The sequence below is a fragment of the Pacificibacter maritimus genome (assembly GCF_003814915.1).
GTDB classification, from domain to species: domain Bacteria; phylum Pseudomonadota; class Alphaproteobacteria; order Rhodobacterales; family Rhodobacteraceae; genus Celeribacter; species Celeribacter maritimus.
Genome location: NZ_RKQK01000001.1, coordinates 1,335,138 through 1,357,440, shown reverse-complemented (window position 1 = coordinate 1,357,440; position 22,303 = coordinate 1,335,138). Strand labels below are relative to the sequence as shown.

The window sequence follows — 22,303 nt, the reverse complement described above, 5'->3', positions numbered from 1 at the left end:
CTTCACCGCGCCGAACCAGAAATGTCTCTCGGGGATGCAAGCTTCACTTGCCGGTAAGAGATCAAGCTATAGCCGATCTGGCGCAATTCATGGGACACCCGCAGGAAGGCTGAGACGGCAATCCTCCACTCACATCATTTGCAAACAAACGATTGCCGTGCAGCGAAATACATAAACGGCTTTTACACTCCGCGCAGCCGCCACTCAGCATTGGGTTGGAAAAGCCCAGTCGCTTTCGAATGCAAGCTGGCTTAAATGAGCACTTGGGGCGACACTAAAGCGCGGCAGGTCCAAGCCAGCGTTTTGGTGAGCTTTGGTGTTGTGTTCTCAAAGAACGCGACTTCGATCACAGCCTGTGGCAGCCCGAGATCGCATCTTCGAACAACTCACCAGTGGCGGTATGCATTGCCAGAGCCAGTTTGGAGCGATGATCCTGGCACCATCCTGACCACGAAGATATCGGCGCGCAGTCGGCGAAAGGTCGGACAAGCCACGAGTGTCATCTGGATGCAGAACAGCCGCACGGCAAACCTCCGCACCGTCAACGCACCGTCAACGAAATTCGGCCGAAACGCTCTTAGCACGTACAAAGCTCGTTCGGAGAAATCCCAAGTGTTGTGTGTATGACGTTGTTCGTTTTCATGTCAGACCTTCGGTGGTTTACAGCCAGCACGGATGCTGTCCTGAACGGGGATGAACATTCTTCGGATCATGGGGCTGCAGGCCCCATCACCAGATCGGGCAGCCAGAGCGTTATTGCCGGAAATACAGAGATCAAGATCAAGGCAACGAAAGGCGGGATTAACAGCGGGAGAATAGCGATCGAAAGCCGTTCGAATTTCACACCGGACACTGCAGACATCAGGTACAGTCCGACGCCCATCGGCGGTGTCGCGATCCCGATCAGAAGTGCCAGTGTGATGATCATGCCGAATTGCACGCGGTCGACGCCAAAGGCATCTGCAACGGGCAAAAGCAACGGCAAAAGAATGATCTTGGCCGGTGTCGCCTCCATGAAGCAGCCAATCACGATCAGCAGAACCACGACAAATACGAGGAACATTGCGCGGCTGTCGATGGCGTCCAAGAATCCGGTCGCAAAGGCTTGGGGTACTTGTTCAAAGGCAAACAACCACCCCATCGTCTGCGAAGCGCCGATAATCATCATGATGAGCGCGGACAGCAATGCGCTTTCCTTCAGTGCGGTCCAAAGCATACTGAAACTAACGGCGCGGTAAAATACCCCGACGATAAGCGTGTAAACACAGGCAATCACGCCGGCCTCTGTCGCCGTCGCGAACCCGAAAATGATCGCCCCCAAAATGATACAAGGCGCAATAAGCGCTGGGATGCCATCAAGGATGGCGTGCCTGATCTGCGTCAGATTTTTTGGTTCTTCGCGCGGCATGTCTTGGAATTCGCACATCACGCGGATGTAGGCGATGAAGGAGGCCGCCACGAGAAGGCCGGGCACGATCCCCGCCAGGAAAAGACGGGCGACGGACTCATTCGCCAGCCAGGCATAGACGATCAGGCTGATTGACGGTGGTACGATGGGACCAACCAGAGATGTCGCCACGGTCAAAGCCGCTGCGAATTCATGGGAATATCCACGTTCGCGCATCGCGCGCACCTCGATCTGTCCAAGACCCGCAATATCAGCAGTCGCGGCGCCAGAAACACCGGCAAAAATGAGCGAGGCAATCACGTTCACATAAGCCAAACCAGCACGCACACTGCCGATCAACGCCAGCGCGAAATTGAATATTTTATCCGTCATCCCGACAGCATTCATCAAATTACCCGCAAGGATGAAAAACGGAATCGCAAGCAGGGCAGGCTTGCTCGCGCCTTCGATAATTTGCTGCGGGAAGACGAGGGCAAAATCCATCAAGCCTGCCCAATACAAGCCAGCAACAGTTCCCGCGCCAATGGCGATTGTAACGGGAACACCAATCATCATCAGCAGCATAAAAGAGCCGATTACAACAAAGCCAAGCGTCATTTTGCGGCTCCTTTATCAAGATGTTCAAGTGGATCGGACTTTGGAAAAGGCTCAATGTCGCCGGTCAAAACCTGCAAGGCATGCAAGGCAAAATGAGCCACAAGGCACAGCGCAGACAAGAACAATGGCAGGCTATTGACGTATATGGGGAGCGCGATTGTCTCCATATGACCCGTCTGTAAGCCAATCAATTCAATCGCTGGCGACAGAACCATGTACATAAATAATACACCGATCATGTCCGCAAAAACGCCAAGCACTTTGCGGATAGGCAACGGCATACGCGCCGCAATCAGGTCAACAACCACATCTCGGTTTTCTCGCATGTAAACGAAAACACCCAAGCAAGTCGCCCAAATGAACATCAACATTGTCCAATGGAAAACTCCGTCATAAGCCTCGCCGATAATAGACCGACTTGCGATGTTAAAGGCATTGATCGCCAACATGATGAGCAATAATAGAGCTATCGCGGCTTTGAAGGCAGCCGCGATAGCGTCCAAACTCGTTCCGAGAACGGAGAACGTGCTTTTCATTACTTCGCGCTTTCCCGTGCGGCTTCGACGGCGTCCATCAGGCCTTCTGGCAATTCTCCAGCCGCCTCACGCGCCGCGTAAAATTCGGACGTTGTCGCCAAAATCGCAGAGGTGTCGAAACTGTCAGAATATGTCACGCCTTCGAGGGCTTTGATCCGTTCAACAGTTTCATCGGCGCCTGAGAAAACGGTTTCCCAAGCGAAGGCGGACGCATCTGCATGGGCGCGCAGCAAGGCATCCTGATTTTCGGGGGAAAGGTCGTCGAATGCCTCTTGGTTCATCATGAAAGCGATTGCCTGTGGGTATTCATCTGTACGCACGATATTGGGCGCAACCTCGTAGAAACGCGTGCTTTCAATCAGTTCCAGCGGCGATGTCACGGCATTTACGATATTGCGGTTGATTGCATCGTAGACTTCGCCCCATGAAAGCACGACAACTTCGGCGCCTTGGTTTTCCCACACATCAATCACCAGCTGGCTGTTGAACTGACGAATGCGAAGTTCAGCGATGTCTTCTGCGCTGGTGATTGGATCGACAGACAGCAGCGTGCGGAACGAACCACGTGGGAAGGCAGGTGCATCGCCCAAAACAGAAATGCCGGATGCATCAGTTACTTTACCAAGCCAGCCTTGCACCATATCGCCACGTATGAATTCGGCCCAATGGTCATAATCGTCAAACAGAAAGGGTGCAGAGGCATAACGAATGTTATCTTCCCAGCGTGCAAGGAACGTCATGGCGGACGGCGCGAGCTGGATGACACCCGCGCTAAGCTGCTCGACGACCGCGTCCATTTCACCAATTTGCGAGTTCGGGAAAATTCGGATGGTCAGATCGCCGTTCGAATATTCCGCAGTCTTCTCGGCGAGGATTTCATAGGCCTGACCTTCGATGCTGTCAGGCGACACCATGGAACTAAGGCGCCATGTTTCGGCGGCAACCGGAAGCGCGGCTGCGCTCAAAAGGGCGGTAACAGCTAAGCGAGTAAAACGATTCATTAGAGACTCCCGTTGGTTTTTTACTTTATGGACTTGCAATTATGCAAACATAGCATAATGATGAGCCTATGATGTCAATAGAAAACAATAAAAAGTTTGACCTCAAGGTGTTGGAAGCCTTTCTGGCGGCCATGTCTTGCGGGTCCATGACGGGAGCCGCTGTTTATTTAGGCATTGGGCAGCCTGCGGTGACTCGCATGATCAAAGAATTGGAGCTGTCTGTCGGTTTTCAGTTGTTCCATCGCAACGGCCCTCGCATTTCCCCTACAGATCGCGGCATGCGGTTTCATGATAAAGTTGAACGTGGTGTTGCTGGCCTGCGCCAAATCGGGCAGCGCGCCGAAACAATTCGCACGAAAAAAGTTGCGTCTATCGACATCGCCGCGACACCCGCTATGGCCGCAGGCTTGACTGGTGCGACATTGACAGCGTTAGGTGAACAGCTTCCACAGCAGATCAATGTCCAAACCATGAATGCTGAGCACGTTATCGGGGCTCTGCGCAGCCGAACTGCGGACTTTGGTATAGCTGCCAGTCCAATTGATCACGCGGGCATGGTGCGCCGTGTCGTCCGTGAATCCCGTCTTGTAGGTGTGGTGTCAGACGTATCACCACTGGCGCAATCACGCGTAGCTCTGCCGCTGTCGGTCTTCGCAAACCAACGCTTCATAACAGTGAGGAGTGCGTTTCGCATACGCCATACATTGGCACAACATTCCAGCGCCTTCGTTGATGCCTTTTACAAAGCCTGCTTGGCAACTGTGCGCGATTGCGCCGTGAAAATGGCCGAGGGCGTGACATCCTTTCCACAAAGTCAAAAAACCTTACTGGGGACTGCACCATGACAGACGCGACGAACCTGACAGAGTTGGAGGCCGACTTCACCCGCCAGCGCACCCTTCTAAACCTACCACCGAAGCCTTGGATGCCCGTCACCAAGGGCCCAAGCGGAGACCCCGTACTGGATGTGGCAATTATCGGCGCAGGGCTTTGCGGTTTGGTGGCGAATGCGGCCCTAGGGATGGACGGCATTAGCAATGTTCGCCTCTTGGATCGCGCCCCTGCCGGCCAAGAAGGCCCTTGGATTACTTTTGCGCGCATGGAAACGCTGCGGACTATTAAAGAAGCCGCAGGGCCGGCTTTGGGCATACCTGCGTTAACATTTAGGGCTTGGTTCGAAGCGCAATGGGGTGTCGCCGCTTGGGACGACATGACCCTCGCTCCGCGCACAATGTGGATGGATTACCTGAAATGGTATCGCAAGATGACCAAACCAGACATCATTAACGACTGCGACGTGACAGAGATCGTTCCCGAGGGCGCGTTGTTTCGCCTCTCGACCAGCACAGGCGAAATCTGGGCGCGTCGCGTGGTTTTGGCGACGGGTTTGGACGCATTAGGCGCCCCCAAACTGCCACCTGTCGCCCAAGGATTGCCACAGGGGAGCGTGTACCATTCCGCCGATGTTTTTGATGTCGATAGCCTAAAAGGCAAACGCGTGATTGTGGTTGGGGCAGGGGCCTCTGCAATGGACAATGCCGCTGCCGCCCTTGAAGCGGGATGCGCGCGGCTTGATCTCCTCATTCGCCGCCCAGCACTTCCTGCCATCGACAAATTCACTGGCACAGGGTCACGCGGCATGACTGCGGGCTATATGGCGCTGACGGATGCCCAAAAATGGGAGATCATGGACCTTGGCGACAAGTTCCCTGTGCCGCCCCCTGCCCATTCCGTTGCACGCGTCGCGCGGCATAAAAATGCCCACCTGCACCTTGGCGCACCAATCAATGCAATGTCACATGGTGCAAACGGTCTATCCGTCGAAACACCGAAAGGCGTTATCGAGGCCGATGTCGCCATCTTTGCAACAGGGTTTGGTATCTCAGAACAGAGCCGCCCCGAACTCTCTCAATTCTTTGGGCACTGGCGCACCTGGGCCGATGTTGTTGGGGCGGACAAGGCTGCAAAGAACCCAGTTCTTGCCGCGCACCCGTATCTAAACGCTGACTTCACCTTCGCGGAGCGCACGGCAGGGACATGCCCCGCCCTCGCGCGGCTGTGCTGCTTTGCTTACGCGGCTGTGCCAAGTCAGGGTAAAGTCACATCGGGCATTCCATCTGCAACGGAGGGCGCACGGAGGCTTTCGAGCGGTTTGGTGCGGTCATTCTTTGCTGAAGACGCGGCGTTCCATCTTGATCGTTTTGCGACCTATGACACCCCAGATTTCGAACCTGATATCTGGCCCGCTTCTGAATTAGCTGCGGCCAACTAGACCCTCTTTCAAAAGGCTCCTTTATGACCTCTCAAGATCTCCACTCCAGTTCCATCATTGTCGATGCTTTGCAAAGTTCCGATTTCAACCGCGAAATCCTCCTCGATGCGCAACAAGGAGGTGTCAGCGCAATCAACGCGTCCTCCGTGCTCTGGGAGAATTTTCGTGGTGGTATGGATTACGTGACAATGTGGCGCGAGAAGCTGGCAGAAAACGCCGACATCGCCATGCTCATTCGTACAACGGACGACATTCGACGTGCGAAAGCAGAGGGCAAGGTCGGGATCATAATGGGCTGGCAAAACACATCCCCCATCGAAGATCGCCTTGATAACTTCGCGCTTTTCAAGGACCTCGGTGTGAACATCATGCAGTTGACCTACAATACACAGAACTTCTTTGGCGCTGGGTATCTGGAAACGAGAGACAGCGGGTTGACCCGTTTCGGCCATGAAGCTGTTGATGCAATGGATGAGGCCGGCATTTTGATCGACCTGAGCCACGTTGGTATTCAGACGTCATTGGATACCATAGAATATTCGAAAAAACCGGTCGCAATCACCCATTGTCTGCCAAGCGCGCTTTACGATGTACCACGCAATAAACCCGACGAGGTGTTTCAGGCCTGTGCGGCCAAAGGCGGTGTTATTGGAACATCATTGTTCGCGCCCGGACTGGCTGCCGGTAATGATGCCACGGTTGCGCATGTGATTGATGCGATGGAACACACCTTGGATCTTGTTGGGGAAGATCACGTGGCCATCGGCACCGATTTCAACCACAACCGCGCGCGTCCGGGCCCTTGGTTGCTTTGGGCCAACAAAGACAAAGGAACCGGAAGCACGCTCGCCGATTTCGGGTCTGCTAAGATTTCAAAACCCGAAGGCATTCGCCATAATCGTGAATTCGGCAACCTCACTGAGGAAATGCACAACCGAGGTTGGAGTAAGGAGCGCATTGTCAAAATTCTGGGCGGAAATTGGATGCGTCTGTTCGATCAGACTTGGTAAATAGCCGATAAAGCCTTTGATCTCATGGGATACGACCTGCCCAAGTGATCAAAGTTGCGCGCCATGAATACCCAGCCTTAGGATGCCCTGTTCCCGTGTTTCGGCAAACCGAAGTGGTTCTATTTTCAGTGCGCGTGAAGCTAAGTTGAATTCAAAGCGAGGCTCAGTCGGACCGACCGCACCGAGAGGCATGAAGGTCCGATTTTGGTAAGCTGTATCGCAGCATATGGAAAGTTGCTGAAGGTCGGTTATGAACCGTGAATTCAGGCTTATATTTTCCTGTTTCCTGAAAGCAGACTTTGGCTGCGTTGCAGAAAATCGGTAAAATGGGCTCTTTGCTGACCTGCGCTGCATCTTTGCCGAATGGCGGCTTTGGCGCAACTGCGCATAGCTGACCATGACGGCTGGCGCAGCATGGTTGGTTAGGCTTTCGCGGTCTTGAATGACCGCTTTCTTCGATCTGCAGCAAGATGCGTGCAGACGCAGCGAATGTCAGATTTCCGCCTGTGCCCGCCTTCCTGAACTCAGTAACATAGAGAAACTATCCAAGAATGCTCTGTCAGCCGGCTGTTTTTCGCAAAAATTCTACCAGAGCCTCACTATTTTCGATCTGCTCCACGGCATAGCTCTTGCGAGAAGCGGCCTGTGTTTTCTTGGGGCTTTGTGCCCGCACGCTTGGCTTCGATCAAGATCATGGGGACACCACGATCCCGCAACGCAATATCTACTGACTGTGACGTGGCGTGTAGACTAGTTTGATTGAGCTCGAAAACTGCCTCCCAACCGGTTTTCTAGCATGCAAGATCAATTGCTGGAGTGATCCGCCTCTATACTGTCCACTGTTCAGATTTTGCTAAGTGGCCTGCAAACTTATTCTTCTTGGCAAAGTCCGCAGGCCGTCTTTTAGGGTCTCATCAGAAATCAATTGCTCACGGGCGCAAAAGCCTGACTGGGATTAAACAGAGATGCAGCCTTTATCTTTCAAGCGCTGACCCATACCGCTTAGTTCAAGGATATCGGCACCTGCGCGCAACGCATCCATCATTTCAGCTTCTTTTTGTTCTTTCTCGACAGATATAGCGCCAATGCGATCAATGTCTTCACGTTTGAGGCAGACAACGCCATCATCGTCGCCAGACACGATGTCGCCGGGGTTGATTAGAATGCCACCAACAATAATTGGCTTATTTACCGAGCCTAGTGTTTCTTTCACTGTGCCTTGCATGGCGAGCCCAGTGGAAAAAACGGGCCATCCCATAGCGCGAATGGCCGCACCATCGCGTACGCAGGCATCAATAACCAAACCCGCAATTCCCCGCGAGGCGCAGGCTGTCGACAGAACCTCACCAAAACCGCCTTGGAGGCGATTTCCGCCAGCGGAAACGACCAGAACGTCTCCGGGCTTTGCAACATTGATCGCGGCGATCAGCATCATGTTGTCTCCGGGCGTGCAGCTCACGGTCACAGCGGGGCCGCAAACTGAGAGGCCCGGCTTGATAGGCTGGATCGCGGGGTCAACTGCGCCTGTGCGTCCTTGAGCTTCGTGAATTGTCGCTGGGGTGACGGATTGCGCCAAAGCAACCTGTGCTGCCGTTGGGCGGGTGATTTCAGTAATAATGTTAACCATGTCGAAGATCCTCATGAGTGTGGGATGTGTTTGAAAATTTACGATAAGCTGTCCAGACTGCGGCGACGATGAGCGCTGCGCCGACAATGGGGCGCAGGCTGCCTTGCATCATGAACATTGGAATGGCTATGAGCAGGAATGACACTGCGCCGAAGTATTTCCAGTAGCCGGATTTGGACCGCGCTTTCGCAAAAGGGAACAGCAAGGATAGAATTGCCATTGTGAGAAAAAGCAAAGCCCAAGGACGGGTGATGAAGTTCATCAAATCGGGTGAGATTTGCATCGCGCGCATCAAGTTCACTTCGCCAATTGGGCCTAGCACAGTCCCAAGGATCAATGGCGCGAGCGGGAAGTTAAAGCGCATCATCAGGTATCCGACCATGCCGAATAAGAACATTGTCCAGATGTCAAAGGTGGTGTTGTTGATCGCAAAAACGCCCATGCCAGTGTAGAGCAAAATCACACCTGCAAGGATGTAGATCGGAATGCCTACGATCCGAATGAATATTTTTAGCGCGGCAGATTGCAGTAAAAGCACGAAAATATGCCCGATAACAAAAGCGAGTAAAATGACGTAAACCACGTCTGGGCGCTCGGTCATAAAGGTCGGGCTAGGGGCTACGTCATGGACAAGAAGTGCTGCAAGCACCGCCGCCGCCGCCGCGTCCCCTGGGATTCCTAGGGCGACGAGTACCATTAAAGCGCCCCCCATTGTTGCGTTGTTTGTGCTTTCTGGTGCGATGATGCCTTCTTCGGTGCCAGTGCCAAAGGCTTCAGGGTTTTTTGAATTTTTGCGCGCTTGATCGTAAGAGATCAGATTAGAAATCGACGCACCTGCAGCAGGCAAAACACCAACGAACACGCCTATTGCGATGGATCGCAATGTCAAAAGCCAGTGCTTTACAATTTGTTTGAGAACCCGCAGGTGCGGAATACGGACATTGGTAGCAGCGTCGGCGCTCAGGGTGCGCCGTGCCGCAGCACGCGTCGGCATATCAGAAAGCAATTGCGAGAATGCGAAAACGCCGATCAAGATAGGAAGATAGGCAAAACCGCCATCCAGATCGCCATTGCCAAAGGTCAGTCGCGTGATGCCATTGACCTGATCTTCACCCACAGCCGTTGCCAAAAGGCCGATGCAGGCAGCAATCAAACCTTTGATCATATTCCCGTCTGAAAGACTTGCTGTGATCGTTAAAGCAAAGAGAATAAGGCAAAAATACCCCCACGGCCCGATTTCCAAACCGATCTGCCCCAAGGGAGGGGCCAGCACGAAGAGGACGGCGCCACTCACAAACCCGCCGATGCAGGATGCCCAAAGGCCAAGGCCAAGTGCATAGCCTTGCTCGCCTTTGCGCACCATGGGCAAACCATCAAAGGTTGTCGCCACCGAGGCAGGGGTGCCAGGAATGCCCAGTAACATGGCGGACACGAGGCCGCCGGAAATTCCGCCCACCATAACGCCCAACATGATTGCAAGGCCCGGTGTCGTTTCCATGCCATATGTGAATGGCAGCACAATCACGACAGCCATTGTGATCGAAAATCCGGGAATTGCACCAACGAGCAGGCCTGCAAGAACACCCGCGCCAAGTAAAAGAAGATTGTAGGGTTCGGTCATTTGGCTCAGCGCCAATAGGAAGCCATCGAATAAAGTCATCGTTTAGCCTTTCTTATAGCAATGCCCACCAGCGCCCAGAAGGCGCGATGACTTTGAGGACTTGCGAAAATAGCACCCACAACACGACTGATGATCCCACTGCGACACCAAGATGCAGCAGCGAAGATCGCAGGGTTTTGGGGCCGAGAATTGTCAGTGTCGCAAAAACGAATAATGCCCCGGCAGGATAGGCTCCGAGCCGCGGAAGCAGCCAGAGAAACGCAAAAAAGCAGGCAAAGACCGACCATGCGATGCCTTCGCGCTCAAAGACGGCTTTCAGGGCTTCCTGAGTAAGAGGCACAGTAGATTTTCGCAGACTTTGAAGCAGTAAAATCACCGACAAAAGCCCCATTGAGATGAGAATGGCGCGAGGCCAAATTTCCGCACCAAAGCGGGTGCCGGGAAAGTTTCGCACCTGAAATGTCTGAAGAAAAAGTAAGGCAGATAGCCCCAACAAAAAGGCTGCCAGCAAAACAGCGGTGCCGCGATTGCTCATGGTATTCACTCCGAGATCAAATAAAGGGCGGCTCGCATGCGAGCCGCCGAGAAAGTGCCTTATTTGGCGCGATAGATACCGATCTCTTTTGCGACAGTTTCCCAACGATCGCCTTGCTCAGCCCACCAGCTGGAATAGTCTTCACTGCCCATGTAGCGGACAGATGCGCCCATTTTCGTCATCGCTTCAACAACGGCAGGATCTTGAACGACCTGTTCAAACCGCTCGCTATAGGCTGCAAGGATGTCATCAGGCGTACCTTTTGGCATCATAATGCCCCGCGTCACATTGATTTCGATGTCGAAATCTTGCTCTACCGCTGTTGGAACATCAGGCAAGGTCTTTGAACGCTCTTTTGAGAAGATTGCCAAAGCCGTCAATTGATCGGGGAAATACTGGCGCGCATCCGACTCGCCAACCTGACCGACATGCACTGTGTCAGACAGCAGAGCCGTGACCCGTTCGCGCCCGCCCTCATATCCGATGATGTTGAAGTTGATCCCCAGATCATCTTGCAATTGCAATAGGATAAAATGCGTATTGGATGCGATACTCGCCGCAGCAAGCACCTCGCCTTCATGCTCTTTTGCATAGCTGACCATGCCCGCGAAATCCTTGAAAGGCGCATTAGGTGAAGCCGCAAAAATTGCAGGCTCAACATTTATCATTGCGGCCGGCGCGAAGTCATCCCACGAAAAATCAACACGGCCAGTCAAATAGCTGGCGAGAATTGCCTCGTGTTGGAACAACATCGTGCAACCATCCGCATCAGCTTTTTGCACCTCGGACGCACCTTTGCTACCACCTTGCCCCGTAATATTGATCACTTGCAGCTGTGGTTTATACCCCAGTTTGTTGTAGCTCTCGGCGATGATGCGCGCCTGCAAATCTGAGCCGCCCCCCGCGCCATATGGCACAACAAGACGCGCTGTTTCACAAGACATTTCAGCTTGCGCAAATGCCCCCCCCGCCAAAATCGCGATGCCTGCACTTAGACCCAAAATCGCTTTTACATTTTTCATGGTTGATCCTCCCAAATCTGAAACGGTTGTTATTCGCCGTTGACGCTTAACGTATTGGGCTTGCATGGAATAAGGCAAATACATATTATATATCTAAGAAATAAGTTTTCTTTATACCAAAATGTGTGGAGGACGCGATATCGCACTTGATCTTCGCAGACTGAAATATATCCAAGCCATTGATCAGCATGGTTCTTTAACGCGCGCCGCCGAGGCTATTGGCATAGCGCAACCCGCGTTAAGTCATCACATCTCTGCACTAGAGGAGTATTTTAAAACCGAGCTATTTCACCGCACCCCGCGCGGTATGATCACCACCGATGTCGGAAAAATCCTTGTTGCACATGCATCCTCAATCCTGCGCAGCGTTGAAGATGCAGAAACGGCCGCTCGGCATGGCGTTGACACGCCCGCAGGCTCTGTCGCGCTTGGGTTGCTTAATACGGTCGCGTTGCGCTTGGCAGTGCCGCTGTTTCAGCGTTGCTCGAAACAATACCCCAATATTCGCCTGTTCATCGCCGAAGGTACAAGCCAATCATTGAATGAGGGGATGCAGCGCCAAGAATTGGATTTGGCAATCAACCTGTCTGAAGCGGCTGAAAGTTCGGCAAAATTTCTAGCCACAGAACGTCTGGTTTTATTGTCTAAAAAAACCGCCGGCGCCGAAACTGGAGATATCACACTACACGACGCGCTCATGCGTCCCTTAATTTTACCATCGCGCAACCACGTATTGCGTAAGATCGTTGACTGGGCCGCTCAGCAGCAAGATTTCAAGATGAACATTCGGTATGAACTTGCGGGGGGGTGGATCTTAAAATCGGCTGTGGTCGCAGGTCTGGGGGATACCATTATCGGACGCGCAGCCGTGATGGATGATGATCTGAAAGATCAGCTTATGGTACGGCAAATTATTTCGCCCGCACTTGAGAGGCGCTTGGTTCTTGTGCAATCTCCTATCCGCGAGACTGCGCCCGCAGTCGTTGCCGTGACCCAGTTACTACGTGAGCTCGTGAAGGAGGTCTCAGAGGAGACAATTTGGCGGGCCGCGCAATAGGTGGCAGCGTGAGTATCCGTCTCATCGCGACCAATATACCATGCGCTATCACTTCTGCTCAAAACACGATTGCAGACTGCCCCTGCGGGAAGTCCAGTGGATACGGGCTTATTCTAGCCGGTCGCAAAACATCCAGTGCGTGTATGTGCTAAAAGATTGTGAAAAATTAACCGTTCGGTTGGCGGGGCGTGGGCCTGAGTTTAAGTTTCCAGCCAGACGAGGCGTAATCGGAGACGTTTGGTCAAAATTGTACAGGTTTTAGGGCTAAAGTAATCCAGCTCGAGCAATGCATACCTTACATCTTTGATAAATTTTGCCCCATAAGTCGTGCAACACGCAAAAATGCCTCGATGTCCTCTGGCGTGCAGCCAGTGATCAATTGTCTTTCGCGCTCTAGGGCAATTTTTAAGATACGTTCATGCATCGTGTAGCCTGCGTCATTCAGCCACCAGTTCTTTTTGCGCACATCCGCACTGACCACTTTGCTTTCGGCCAGCTTTGCATCACAGAGTTTTTGCAAGGCGCGGCTCACTTGACCTTTGTCGGTGGAGATAGCGTCACTGATGTGAACCGCTGGAATATTTGGCTCTATCGCCAACATGGACATGACCCGCCATTCGACAATGCCAATACCGAATTGCGCGCGGTATCTTTGTGAGGCACCGCGAGACAAAGCATTGTTTATAGAACTCAGAAAACCAGGAATATAGGTGCCGAGATCAATGACCTCTCGGTCGCCCACTGATTTTGAGGGCTGTGAAATGCGACCATCAGGACATGTGAGTTTGCTTTTGTTTGGTTTTGTCATTCGCTCAGTCACATGCCCTATTCATAGGTCAAATTAAAATTGGTTGTCAGGGATTGAGATCTGCAATCCGTCCAAGGCTTCAGACAACTCGATCTGACAGGATAGGCGACTTCCCGGGTCACGATCTGTCGCTGTACAATCAAGCATATCATCTTCCATATCGGATATTTCACCCGTTGCAGTCAACCAATCCGTATCCACAACGACATGACAGGTCGCGCAAGACATGGACCCGCCACATTCGGCCACGATGCCGTCTATGTTTGCGCCGCGCAAGGCTTCCATCAAGCTCATGCCAGCCTTGCTTTCGATGCTTTGCTCTGTTCCGTTTGTATTCGTGATACGTATGTTTACCATTTTTAGGCCTCTTTTTTCGTCAGTTTTATTGGCAGGCTCGCAAGGGCCCGAATGGAGTTTCCAGGACGCCATTTTGCTGTGCCTGTGAATTCAATTTTGTCGACTTGCGCCAAGATGGCGGTCAAAACCGCACTGACTTCGGCGCGGGCCAAATTTTGCCCGACGCAACCATGAATGCCCGCGCCCATGCCAAGGTGGCCTTGAACATCGCGGGTCACATCGTATTTGTCCGCATTCGGCCAATGATCTTCATCGCGATTTGCGGCGCCCAGCATGCATAAAATCTTGGTGTTTTCTTGGATTTTAATGCCTGACACTTCTGTATCGCCTGCCGAAGTTCTGAAGAAGGAGTGCACCGGCGCGGTGTAGCGTAGGACTTCTTCAAATGCACTGCGCGCCAGTTTAGGATTGTCTTTCAGCAGTTCAAACTGTTCAGGGTTCTCAGCCAGACAATACAGCAGGCTACCGATGCCCGTCACAGTCGTATCGACACCCGCAGACAGCAAGGAACGTACCAAGAGGCCTGCCTCTTTTTCGCTGATGTCACCGCTGTCGGCATAGGTATAAATCCCCGCGCCAAGCCCGCCTTCGATCAGGTTATCGCGCTCGCATTGCTTCATGATCCACGGAACAACGTCTTCGCCTTTCGACAAAGAGGCGCGACGAATTTCATTGTCAGGTCCAACAGCGTCAAACACCATAGCGCCGTAGTCTAACAAGTGACGACCGTTGGATTTCTTTAAACCAAGAATACGCGGAAAGACGGTTGTAGGGTAGCGTTCTGCAAGATCGGCCACGCCATCAATTTCGCCCATGGCGACCACTTCAGCAACCATTTGATCCGCGATGCTTTGCAGCAGGCTGGCCTGTTCGCGCATCACTTTCGGTGACAAAGTTTTCGCCATAATTCGCCGCACACGGGTGTGCTCGGGCGGATCAACTTCTAAAATGATACTAGGGGGGCGCCACGGGGTGGTTTGCTTGAAATCCACAAGACCAACGCCGCGCGACGACACAAAACGTTCGTGATCGCTGAACACTTCTTTGGTTTGTGCATATCGCGCACAGGCCAAAATGGCATATCGCGGGATGTAGACAAAGGGCCCTTTGGCGCGCATCTCGCGGTAGAATTCAATCGGGTTTTCCAAGACATCTGTGGCATAAGGATCGATGTCCCAGATTGGAACGCCTTCGGGCGCTCCGACATCTAGATGGCCTTCAATTAGTCCCATGATAAGGTCTCCTGTTGCATGTTAAGGCCCTAGCCGAACATTGAATTGGGTATAAAAAGTGCGATTTCTGGAAAGGCGATCAGCAACACAAGTGCCACAAGCATCGCGATCCAAAACGGCAAAACACCGCGAAATATCGTCCCCATTGGCACGTTTGGTGCGATGGCTTTGACGACAAATACGTTGATGCCGACAGGGGGTGTGATCATGCCCATTTCGATCACGATCACGGCGATGACGCCGAACCAGATCGGGTCATAGCCCAATGAGACAATAATCGGAAATACGATAGGGATGGTGATCACGATCATCGAAAGCGCATCCATAAACATGCCAAGCACCACATAGGCGAGCAGGATTACGATCAATGTGCCCAAGGCGCCTAGACCGAGGTTTGACAGCATATCGGACAGACTTTGCGGAATGCCTGTAAGCGCAAGAAACGGGCTAAAGATACCAGCCCCGATTACGATCACGTAGAGCATGGTGCTGGTTTTGACCGTGTCCATAAAGGCTGTGTGAATACCCTTGAGATCAAGCTTGCGGCCAAGAACTGCGAAAACAAGCACAAGGAAGGCACCGACACCCGCAGCTTCGACAGGGGTGAACACACCCGCATAAATACCGCCAATTGAGATAAAGATCACAGAGATCAAGGGCGAGGCACCAATCAAGCGCTCAAAGCGTTGCCTCATCGGCACGACTTCACCGTGCGGGCCTGCTTTTGGGTCCAATGTGGTGGTCACAAGAATGGCCCCAACAAAGAGCAAGGTCAAAAGAATACCCGGCAAAATACCCGCCATAAACAACCGACCCAAGGATTGCTCGGTCAAGATGGAATAAAGCACGAACCCAGTCGATGGGGGGATCAAAAAGCCCAGCGTGCCGCCCGCTGCAACTGCGCCAGTGGCCATGCTGCTGGAATATTTGTAGCGGTTCATTTCTGGGATCGCGACGCGGCCAATGGTGACGGCAGTTGCGACCGATGATCCGCTTACTGCGGAAAATGCTGCACAGCCGAGGATCGACGCGGAGGCAAGTCCACCACGAAAACGACCAACCCATGCATAGGCAAGTTCGTACAATCCACGGCTAAATCCAGCGGCAGAGGCAATGTTGCCCATCAAAATAAACAATGGAATGACGATCAAGGAATAGGATGACACCGCTGAAAAGGTCTCAGATGACAAGACAGCAACAGCTGAGCGTTCTCCGTGCAAAGCCCATGTGCCAAAGAACCCAGCCGCCAGCATCGACATTGCGACAGGAACGCGCAGCGCAAGCAGCACAAACATGCCCGCAATGCCAAACAGTCCGATTGTGACTTCGCTCATGATGGGGTTCCTTTCGGAAACAGTGACCAAACAATTTGCGCCGCAAGGATCACGCCATAAAGGCCCATGCCAAAAACGATAAGCGCGTAAAAAGGCCAGATCTGGATATCAAGCATATTGGTGACATCTTCGAATTCGTAGGCATCAAGCGTGCGGTCAATGTAGGATTTCGTCAAAAACCACAGCACGACAACACCGATGGCGCGGTACATAAAGTCCGTCAATGCGCGACCAATGCGCCCCAAAGCGCCGTCCAGTAAATCGATCCGAACATGTGCATCTTGTGTGGTGCAATATGGAACAGAAAACATCACGGCAGCGACGGATGCCAATTCAAGCACCTCATTTCCGCCGTGAATAGGCGCATTAAATGCGTAGCGCATGATGGCTCCAGCAAAGACAAAAACCATCATCCCTGCCAAGACCATACAAGCGATGGTTGCCAACCAAATATCCGCTCGGCTGATCCATTTCAGCCGAGCACCAAGTTTGTGTGTCATGGTCAGTTACTCTTGCAGCGCTGCAACAAATGCGCGGGCGTTTAGCCCTTTGGCTTCGGCTTCGCTGACCACATCTTCGATCACCTGTGCAGAAGCCGCATTAAATTCCGCAGCAGCTTCAGGCGAAAGGTCGATCCATTCGTTATCTTCCATATCGATAAACAGCTTGCGCCCATACGCGACACCCTCCAGCTGGACTTTGTTGGCGATGGTCGAAATTTCGCGGCCAATTTCGTCAAACGCCGCTTGTTGTTCATCGGTCAGATCACGGTAAGCATCGCGGTTCATAAACAAGGCAAATGGTGAAATCGACGCATTCATACCCGCCGTCACATATTTGGCCACTTCACCAAAACGGAAGGCATAGGTCGCAGTGCTGTCGATCAAAACGCCATCAATCACGCCCGTTTGCAATGCGTTGTAAATCTCTGGCATTGGCATCGACAGCGGAACGCCACCCCAGCTTTCCACCACCAGACCCGCATTTTTTGAGGGCACGCGAATTTTCAAACCTTTGACATCGGCAAGGCTGCGTACTGCTTTATCGCGGGTATAAAGCACGTTTTCGCCATTGGTCCAAAGTGACAACAAGTGCACCCGTTTGTATTCGTCTTTAATGTATTCGAAATTATCCCAAAGTGCGTCTGTCGCGTTTTGTTCATTCACAACGCCAGGCAATTCAACCATCAAGGTCATAGGGAATTTGGACGCTGTGTAGCCTTGCAAAGAAAATGCAATCTCGGCAACACCATTCAAGGCGCGGTCGTATTGTTCCACAGGGTTGCCGCCAAGGGCACCGCCAGGAAAGACTTTGATAGTGACATCTCCCCCCGTTGCCTCCGCCACTTTTTCTGCAAGAACGCCATAAACCTGTTCTTGATACGCATGCTGTGGTGGCAAGAAGTCAGCGAGTTTCATTTCCTGAGCTGATGCCAGATTCGTTCCAGAAAGAGCTGCAAATACAGCAGCATAAGCTGCGCGTTTTAGACAATTTTTCATATTAGTATCCTCCCATACTAAGCTCCATCTTACTCAATTTAGTTGCTATAGCAACTTGTGTTAGCAACTAAATGCTTGAAACGCACCCGCTTCGGCGTTGACCGTCATAGAAAAAACGCCACTTTTTATTGTAAACAAAGGGAAAAATAATTCGCAGCGCAGAGAAATAAAGACATGCGCCTGCACTGTTGACCTTGGGTCTCGACGGGTCTTTCACCTGATAGAGCGCGGCGGCAACGCAGCCGTGAGACATGAGGCAGGTTTAAGAGAACCGCCTGCACGCAACGTGATTGAAACGTCGCGTGCAGGCGACTGTATTATTGTACCACTTTTTGAGAAATCTCTCCAAAAATGGGCTGTCCATCGCGTGTGCGACATTCCATTTTAACGTGGTCTCCGAACGACATGTAAGGCGTTTGAGGCGCCCCTGTGTCCAACATTTCGATGCCACGGCGCTCTGCAAGGCAAGATGACCCGACCTCGCGGAAGTTTTCGTTGGACACGGTGCCTGATCCGATGATTGTCCCTGCCGCGAGATTACGCGTGCGTGCCGCGTGCGCGATCAAATCATCGAAACCGAATGACATGTGATAGCCTTCTGCCGCGCCAAACTGATTGCCGTTCAGTTCTACCATCAAGGGCAGATCGACACGCGCGTCACGCCATGCATCCCCCAATTCATCAGGGGTGACAGCAACAGGGGCCACAGAACAGGCTGGTTTGGCTTGTACCCAACCAAAGCCCGTTTTCATTTCGATAGGGGCAACTGTACGCAAAGACCAATCGTTGATTTGTACCAAAAGTCGAATATGGCTTTTGGCATTTTGCGCCGTCACGCCCATTGGCACTGCGTCACAGATGATCCCGAATTCGCCTTCAAAATCAATACCGTCATCGGTCGAGGGAAATGGCACATCAGCGGTCGCAGGCAAAAATTCGTGGGACATGCCCTGATACATCAAAGGGCGGCCCTTTGGGACAGGGTCCATCTTGAACACTTTTTGCATCAGGTCGCCATGGCTGTCATAGACAGACCCGTCGAGCCACTGCCATGCACGCGGCAACGGGGCCAATGCCGCAGACTGATCAAATGGCGTGCCTTCGCCATCATTGACGGCTGCGTATTGCTCTTGCAGTGCGGGCGCATGTGCCTCCCAGTTTTCGATCAAAGATTGCAGCGTGGCGACACCTTTGGCGGGGGTCGATCGGGTCAGGTCACGGCTGACAACATGCAAAGCACCATCAGGCGTTCCGTTCGGCAATGTGGCGAATTTCATGGTATTCCTCCTGTGAAGAGGGCAGCGACGATATCGTTGCTGCCCTTTTGTTTATTTGAATTTTGGGGCAAGGCCTTCGGCTTCGAGGGTCGCTTGCAATTCAGCATCTTTTGCCAGCGCGCGCTGGATCGCTGGGCGCAACTCCATTGCGGCGGCATGCGCGGCCCAATGGGAAAACTCTGCGCCAGAAAAGCCTGCGCCTGTGATCCGAAACCAGATCCAGTAAACATAGGCATCCATCACGGACCATGCGTCACCGTACCACCAGTTGCCCTTACCAAGCCGCGTGTTGATGAGCTGGGCCAAAGGTGCCATCGCATCCATCGCTTTGGCGCGCACAGAGGCCATCGCTTCGTCGCCCTCCACCATAAACATCGGCATACGCATCCGCGTGACGACGGGATGAACGGTATCGGCGCAAAACGCGAGATCAGCAGTGATTTGTGCGTCTTCAAAAGCTGTCGCAGCCTTGGGCAGCAGGCCATCGAATTGCGCTGCCAAATAGCGCGCAATCGCGACGTTCTGCGTCACAGGGCCATCGTTTGTCATCAAAAGCGGGACTTTGCCCGCAGGATGCATCGCCAGATAGTCAGGCCGTTTGTGTTCGCCTTTCATAAAGCGAACAAGCTTGACGTCATAGTCAGCACCCGCCTCTTCAAGCGTCATCATAGGGACGCGTGAACAGGCGCCCGGTGCTGCATATAACGTTAGGCTCATGCCAAGCGTCCACCAAGAGTTTCGGCAAACCAATCCGCGATGTAGTGGCGACCAAAGCTCATGTTGTCAGCACCAACGTGTTCGACACCGCCTTCACGCGGAGTGAAGATCTTAAGCTCGCGGCGTGGAGAGTTGACCAGTTGGTCGTAGCTTTGGTGCGCGTAATCAAGGCTGATCTGACGGTCAAATTCTCCGTGCGTCACAAGGAACGGCACTTTGATTTTCTCCATTTGACCGTTTAGGTTCATGCCCTTGGACTTTTCGATGAAGTCCTCTTGGCCGTCCGCCCCAAATACCCAATGCACGTGCTTCCAGTAATGCGGTACAGGGTTTTCGCCTTCGCGGTTGATCCGGCGCTGTTGGACTTCAGCCCAGTTGTGGTTTGCACCCCAAACTGCGCCAGAGGCATAGCGTGGCTCGTTGGCACAGACGCGCGGCGCGTAATAGCCACCCAAGGAAATACCTGTGATACCAATGCGTGCGCTGTCGATATCGTCGCGCGCTGCAAGGTATTCATAAACTGGTGTTCCCCAGTCTTCGGATTTCCACATTGCAGGAAGGCCTTGCAAACGCAGGCTTTCACCTGTGCCAGGTTGATCTACACAAAGCGATGCGATGCCGCGTTTTGCCAATTCTTGGGGCAGGCGGGACCAGTAAAGCAGTTCTTTGTTGCTGTCCAAACCGTTGAGGTAAACCACACAAGGCTGCGGACCTTCGACACCCTCAGCAGGGGTAAAGAGCGCGGCCAATGTTGTGTCGCCGTAGGGAACTTCGACGCGGCGCACAGTTTCACCAGCTTGCTCAGTGCCCTGTTTGAAATTTGCGATACCCTTTTTGAAGGTCGCAAGGCGGTTTTCGCTGCCATGGGCCTGCATCCGCTCTGCGGTCAGGTAGTAAAGTGCTGCACGCTGGCGCTTTGGACCCGCGGACAGCATCCGACCTTTGGCTTCATCTTCTTCGGCCAGTGCGACCAGCTTGTCCGCCATTTTCATCCATTCTTGCATGAACTCAACGGTGCCAGCGTCTTCACCAGCTTCGGCTTTGGCCAGCAGGGGCTGGCACATGTCCATGATTTCCCCCAGCTCTGCGCCACTGGCCATTGCGATGGAAACAGAGAGATTCCAAACATAGTTGGGAAAATATTCAAACAGAGCCATATCAACTGGTCCTTTTCAGATGTGTCTTAAAATTAAATAGGTTGAACCATCAAGCCGATCGTCTGGCCTGTCAGTTCACCCACATTGAAGGGCTCGATCTTGCCCATCTGCATATCGCCGATACGAATAGAGTTCTTAGCGACATGCGCAACGCGCGGCATGCGACGGGTGCGGTAAGCAGCAAAAGCTTCTTCTGGTGTTGCGGCTTTTGCCAATTCATCCGCAAGCACAAGGCCGTCTTCGATGGCCATGCCAGCGCCTTGGGCAAGCTGAGGTGTAGACGCGTGAACGGCGTCGCCGATCAGTACGATACGGCCTTTGGACCAATCGCCTTCAAGGAAGATGGTTTCAAGTGGACGCGCAACAACGCCTGCGTCATCCGTGATCTGGTCCAAAATCGCAGCAAATTGAGGCGGCGGCATTTTTGCGCGCGCAACCATAGCTGCGGCGGATCCCTCGACAGGGATGGGTTTTGAGTCAGGCTCTTCGCTGAGCAAGAAGACATACATCAGATCTTCTTGCATGGGAACGAAACCACCGTTGAAGGGGCCTGCGAAGATGTGAATACCATCGACCTCTGCAGGGCGCGGCAGGTTGTAGCGCCATACCCACTGCCCTGTGTAATTCGGTTTTGGTGCATCGGGTAAGATCGCTTGGCGTGTGCTTGAAAAGACACCATCAGCGCCAACAACAATATCATAACGCCCTGTAGTGCCATCCGAAAATGTCACGTCAACGCCAGCACCATCGTCATCCATATTTGTGACGGTCAAGCCTAGTCGCACATTACACCCGTTGGCTTTAGCGCCTTCGCCCAAAACCTTTTGCAAATCTGGGCGGCGGATGCCTGCGTTTGACGGGTTGTTTGGGCCAGCAAGCTTGGGCGTGTCGAATTTCGCCTCTTGAACACCAGCGGGTCCAACAAAAAGCGTGGTGCTATCGAACCCGTAGGAATGCGACAGGTAGTTCTCAAGAACACCGAGATCATTCATGGCGCGAACAACGTTCATCTGCTGGATAATACCAACGCCATAGACGGACCAAGTGGGGTCACGTTCGATGATGTCGACAGCAATCCCCTTTTGTCGCAGAGCGATTCCTGCTGTTAGGCCGCCAATACCGCCGCCAATAATCAATGCCGAAGTTACAGTCATGTAATATTCCTCCCCGTTTTACTGGTAAATAGAAGTTGGCGATGCATTTTGAAAATTGAAAGGTGCAATCCCGACTATCGAC

At 52.8% G+C, this 22,303-nt stretch carries 21 protein-coding genes and 1 pseudogene; 5 read left to right on the top strand and 17 right to left on the bottom strand.

Annotated elements, in window-relative coordinates; translation table 11 throughout:
- Nucleotides 1–75: 75 nt before the first annotated feature.
- Nucleotides 76–255 (top strand): annotated as a pseudogene (locus tag EDD53_RS06340) (hypothetical protein); the annotation flags it as partial.
- A 454-nt stretch (nt 256–709) separates the two neighbouring features.
- On the opposite strand, the gene EDD53_RS06335 reads toward EDD53_RS06340, so the two are convergent.
- Genes EDD53_RS06335 through EDD53_RS06325 form a run of 3 tightly spaced genes read right to left on the bottom strand, consistent with a single transcriptional unit; the run spans nt 710 to nt 3,542 of the window.
- The gene (locus EDD53_RS06335; protein ID WP_123792302.1) at nt 710–2,005 is read right to left on the bottom strand and encodes a TRAP transporter large permease; all 1,296 of its coding nucleotides are present in this window, start codon (nt 2,003–2,005) and stop codon (nt 710–712) included.
- On the bottom strand, nt 2,002–2,541 hold the full coding sequence (locus EDD53_RS06330) for a TRAP transporter small permease (RefSeq protein ID WP_123792301.1): 540 nt from the start codon (nt 2,539–2,541) through the stop codon (nt 2,002–2,004). The genes EDD53_RS06335 and EDD53_RS06330 overlap by 4 nt, the downstream gene beginning before the upstream one ends.
- Nucleotides 2,541–3,542: a TRAP transporter substrate-binding protein gene (locus tag EDD53_RS06325; protein ID WP_123792300.1), complete on the bottom strand. Its 1,002-nt coding sequence runs from the start codon at nt 3,540–3,542 to the stop codon at nt 2,541–2,543. Before EDD53_RS06325 ends, EDD53_RS06330 begins: the two co-directional genes overlap by 1 nt.
- 71 nt (nt 3,543–3,613) lie before the next feature.
- On the opposite strand from EDD53_RS06325, the gene EDD53_RS06320 reads away from it, so the two are divergent.
- Genes EDD53_RS06320 through EDD53_RS06310 form a run of 3 tightly spaced genes read left to right on the top strand, consistent with a single transcriptional unit; the run spans nt 3,614 to nt 6,824 of the window.
- On the top strand, nt 3,614–4,387 hold the full coding sequence (locus tag EDD53_RS06320) for a LysR family transcriptional regulator (protein WP_211331588.1): 774 nt from the start codon (nt 3,614–3,616) through the stop codon (nt 4,385–4,387).
- Complete coding sequence (locus EDD53_RS06315; protein WP_123792298.1) at nt 4,384–5,814, top strand: flavin-containing monooxygenase; 1,431 nt, start codon at nt 4,384–4,386, stop codon at nt 5,812–5,814. The genes EDD53_RS06320 and EDD53_RS06315 overlap by 4 nt, the downstream gene beginning before the upstream one ends.
- A gap of 23 nt (nt 5,815–5,837) precedes the next feature.
- Nucleotides 5,838–6,824, top strand: a complete 987-nt coding sequence (locus tag EDD53_RS06310; RefSeq protein WP_123792297.1) for a membrane dipeptidase — start codon at nt 5,838–5,840, stop codon at nt 6,822–6,824.
- Between the two features lie 955 nt (nt 6,825–7,779).
- On the opposite strand, the gene EDD53_RS06305 is transcribed toward EDD53_RS06310, so the two are convergent.
- Genes EDD53_RS06305 through EDD53_RS06290 form a run of 4 tightly spaced genes read right to left on the bottom strand, consistent with a single transcriptional unit; the run spans nt 7,780 to nt 11,629 of the window.
- Nucleotides 7,780–8,451: a 4-carboxy-4-hydroxy-2-oxoadipate aldolase/oxaloacetate decarboxylase gene (locus EDD53_RS06305; RefSeq protein WP_123792296.1), complete on the bottom strand. Its 672-nt coding sequence runs from the start codon at nt 8,449–8,451 to the stop codon at nt 7,780–7,782.
- Nucleotides 8,444–10,111 carry a tripartite tricarboxylate transporter permease gene (locus EDD53_RS06300; protein WP_123792295.1) on the bottom strand — a complete coding sequence of 556 codons (1,668 nt, stop codon included), beginning with the start codon at nt 10,109–10,111 and terminating at the stop codon, nt 8,444–8,446. Before EDD53_RS06300 ends, EDD53_RS06305 begins: the two co-directional genes overlap by 8 nt.
- A 13-nt stretch (nt 10,112–10,124) precedes the next feature.
- The gene (locus EDD53_RS06295; protein ID WP_123792294.1) at nt 10,125–10,607 is read right to left on the bottom strand and encodes a tripartite tricarboxylate transporter TctB family protein; all 483 of its coding nucleotides are present in this window, start codon (nt 10,605–10,607) and stop codon (nt 10,125–10,127) included.
- Nucleotides 10,608–10,666: 59 nt separating this feature from the next.
- Nucleotides 10,667–11,629 carry a Bug family tripartite tricarboxylate transporter substrate binding protein gene (locus EDD53_RS06290; RefSeq protein WP_170162694.1) on the bottom strand — a complete coding sequence of 321 codons (963 nt, stop codon included), beginning with the start codon at nt 11,627–11,629 and terminating at the stop codon, nt 10,667–10,669.
- Between the two features lie 121 nt (nt 11,630–11,750).
- On the opposite strand from EDD53_RS06290, the gene EDD53_RS06285 reads away from it, so the two are divergent.
- On the top strand, nt 11,751–12,686 hold the full coding sequence (locus EDD53_RS06285) for a LysR family transcriptional regulator (protein WP_123792292.1): 936 nt from the start codon (nt 11,751–11,753) through the stop codon (nt 12,684–12,686).
- 295 nt (nt 12,687–12,981) lie between these two features.
- Here the strand turns inward: EDD53_RS06285 and EDD53_RS06280 are convergent, their stop codons facing one another.
- From EDD53_RS06280 to EDD53_RS06235, 10 genes are all read right to left on the bottom strand, one after another.
- The gene (locus EDD53_RS06280; RefSeq protein WP_123792291.1) at nt 12,982–13,494 is read right to left on the bottom strand and encodes a MarR family winged helix-turn-helix transcriptional regulator; all 513 of its coding nucleotides are present in this window, start codon (nt 13,492–13,494) and stop codon (nt 12,982–12,984) included.
- Nucleotides 13,495–13,527: 33 nt separating this feature from the next.
- Nucleotides 13,528–13,851, bottom strand: coding sequence for a 2Fe-2S iron-sulfur cluster-binding protein (locus tag EDD53_RS06275; RefSeq protein WP_123792290.1), 324 nt, complete (start codon nt 13,849–13,851; stop codon nt 13,528–13,530).
- Between the two features lie 2 nt (nt 13,852–13,853).
- On the bottom strand, nt 13,854–15,083 hold the full coding sequence (locus tag EDD53_RS06270) for a cytochrome P450 (RefSeq protein ID WP_123792289.1): 1,230 nt from the start codon (nt 15,081–15,083) through the stop codon (nt 13,854–13,856).
- 29 nt (nt 15,084–15,112) lie between these two features.
- Complete coding sequence (locus EDD53_RS06265) at nt 15,113–16,417, bottom strand: TRAP transporter large permease (protein ID WP_123792288.1); 1,305 nt, start codon at nt 16,415–16,417, stop codon at nt 15,113–15,115.
- Nucleotides 16,414–16,917 (bottom strand): TRAP transporter small permease, encoded by a 504-nt coding sequence (locus EDD53_RS06260; protein ID WP_123792287.1) that lies wholly within the window; start codon nt 16,915–16,917, stop codon nt 16,414–16,416. Before EDD53_RS06260 ends, EDD53_RS06265 begins: the two co-directional genes overlap by 4 nt.
- Nucleotides 16,918–16,923: 6 nt before the next feature.
- Nucleotides 16,924–17,916, bottom strand: coding sequence for a TRAP transporter substrate-binding protein (locus tag EDD53_RS06255; RefSeq protein ID WP_123792286.1), 993 nt, complete (start codon nt 17,914–17,916; stop codon nt 16,924–16,926).
- Nucleotides 17,917–18,233: 317 nt separating this feature from the next.
- On the bottom strand, nt 18,234–19,193 hold the full coding sequence (locus tag EDD53_RS06250) for a fumarylacetoacetate hydrolase family protein (RefSeq protein WP_123792285.1): 960 nt from the start codon (nt 19,191–19,193) through the stop codon (nt 18,234–18,236).
- Nucleotides 19,194–19,244: 51 nt separating this feature from the next.
- Nucleotides 19,245–19,910: a glutathione S-transferase family protein gene (locus EDD53_RS06245; protein ID WP_123792284.1), complete on the bottom strand. Its 666-nt coding sequence runs from the start codon at nt 19,908–19,910 to the stop codon at nt 19,245–19,247.
- Nucleotides 19,907–21,067: an alpha/beta hydrolase family protein gene (locus tag EDD53_RS06240; protein ID WP_123792283.1), complete on the bottom strand. Its 1,161-nt coding sequence runs from the start codon at nt 21,065–21,067 to the stop codon at nt 19,907–19,909. The genes EDD53_RS06245 and EDD53_RS06240 overlap by 4 nt, the downstream gene beginning before the upstream one ends.
- Nucleotides 21,068–21,099: 32 nt before the next feature.
- On the bottom strand, nt 21,100–22,221 hold the full coding sequence (locus EDD53_RS06235; RefSeq protein ID WP_123792282.1) for an FAD-dependent monooxygenase: 1,122 nt from the start codon (nt 22,219–22,221) through the stop codon (nt 21,100–21,102).
- Between the last annotated feature and the right edge of the window lie 82 nt (nt 22,222–22,303).

Coding starts and splice junctions, on each gene's coding strand:
- EDD53_RS06240 (WP_123792283.1), bottom strand. CDS start 21,067: ATGGCTCTGTTTGAATATTTTCCCAACTATGTTTGGAATCTCTCTGTT.
- EDD53_RS06255 (WP_123792286.1), bottom strand. CDS start 17,916: ATGAAAAATTGTCTAAAACGCGCAGCTTATGCTGCTGTATTTGCAGCT.
- EDD53_RS06330 (WP_123792301.1), bottom strand. CDS start 2,541: ATGAAAAGCACGTTCTCCGTTCTCGGAACGAGTTTGGACGCTATCGCG.
- EDD53_RS06335 (WP_123792302.1), bottom strand. CDS start 2,005: ATGACGCTTGGCTTTGTTGTAATCGGCTCTTTTATGCTGCTGATGATG.
- EDD53_RS06325 (WP_123792300.1), bottom strand. CDS start 3,542: ATGAATCGTTTTACTCGCTTAGCTGTTACCGCCCTTTTGAGCGCAGCC.
- EDD53_RS06275 (WP_123792290.1), bottom strand. CDS start 13,851: ATGGTAAACATACGTATCACGAATACAAACGGAACAGAGCAAAGCATC.
- EDD53_RS06280 (WP_123792291.1), bottom strand. CDS start 13,494: ATGACAAAACCAAACAAAAGCAAACTCACATGTCCTGATGGTCGCATT.
- EDD53_RS06310 (WP_123792297.1), top strand. CDS start 5,838: ATGACCTCTCAAGATCTCCACTCCAGTTCCATCATTGTCGATGCTTTG.
- EDD53_RS06315 (WP_123792298.1), top strand. CDS start 4,384: ATGACAGACGCGACGAACCTGACAGAGTTGGAGGCCGACTTCACCCGC.
- EDD53_RS06250 (WP_123792285.1), bottom strand. CDS start 19,193: ATGAAATTCGCCACATTGCCGAACGGAACGCCTGATGGTGCTTTGCAT.
- EDD53_RS06235 (WP_123792282.1), bottom strand. CDS start 22,221: ATGACTGTAACTTCGGCATTGATTATTGGCGGCGGTATTGGCGGCCTA.
- EDD53_RS06245 (WP_123792284.1), bottom strand. CDS start 19,910: ATGAGCCTAACGTTATATGCAGCACCGGGCGCCTGTTCACGCGTCCCT.
- EDD53_RS06285 (WP_123792292.1), top strand. CDS start 11,751: ATGTGTGGAGGACGCGATATCGCACTTGATCTTCGCAGACTGAAATAT.
- EDD53_RS06295 (WP_123792294.1), bottom strand. CDS start 10,607: ATGAGCAATCGCGGCACCGCTGTTTTGCTGGCAGCCTTTTTGTTGGGG.
- EDD53_RS06320 (WP_211331588.1), top strand. CDS start 3,614: ATGTCAATAGAAAACAATAAAAAGTTTGACCTCAAGGTGTTGGAAGCC.
- EDD53_RS06270 (WP_123792289.1), bottom strand. CDS start 15,083: ATGGGACTAATTGAAGGCCATCTAGATGTCGGAGCGCCCGAAGGCGTT.
- EDD53_RS06305 (WP_123792296.1), bottom strand. CDS start 8,451: ATGGTTAACATTATTACTGAAATCACCCGCCCAACGGCAGCACAGGTT.
- EDD53_RS06260 (WP_123792287.1), bottom strand. CDS start 16,917: ATGACACACAAACTTGGTGCTCGGCTGAAATGGATCAGCCGAGCGGAT.
- EDD53_RS06300 (WP_123792295.1), bottom strand. CDS start 10,111: ATGACTTTATTCGATGGCTTCCTATTGGCGCTGAGCCAAATGACCGAA.
- EDD53_RS06265 (WP_123792288.1), bottom strand. CDS start 16,417: ATGAGCGAAGTCACAATCGGACTGTTTGGCATTGCGGGCATGTTTGTG.
- EDD53_RS06290 (WP_170162694.1), bottom strand. CDS start 11,629: ATGAAAAATGTAAAAGCGATTTTGGGTCTAAGTGCAGGCATCGCGATT.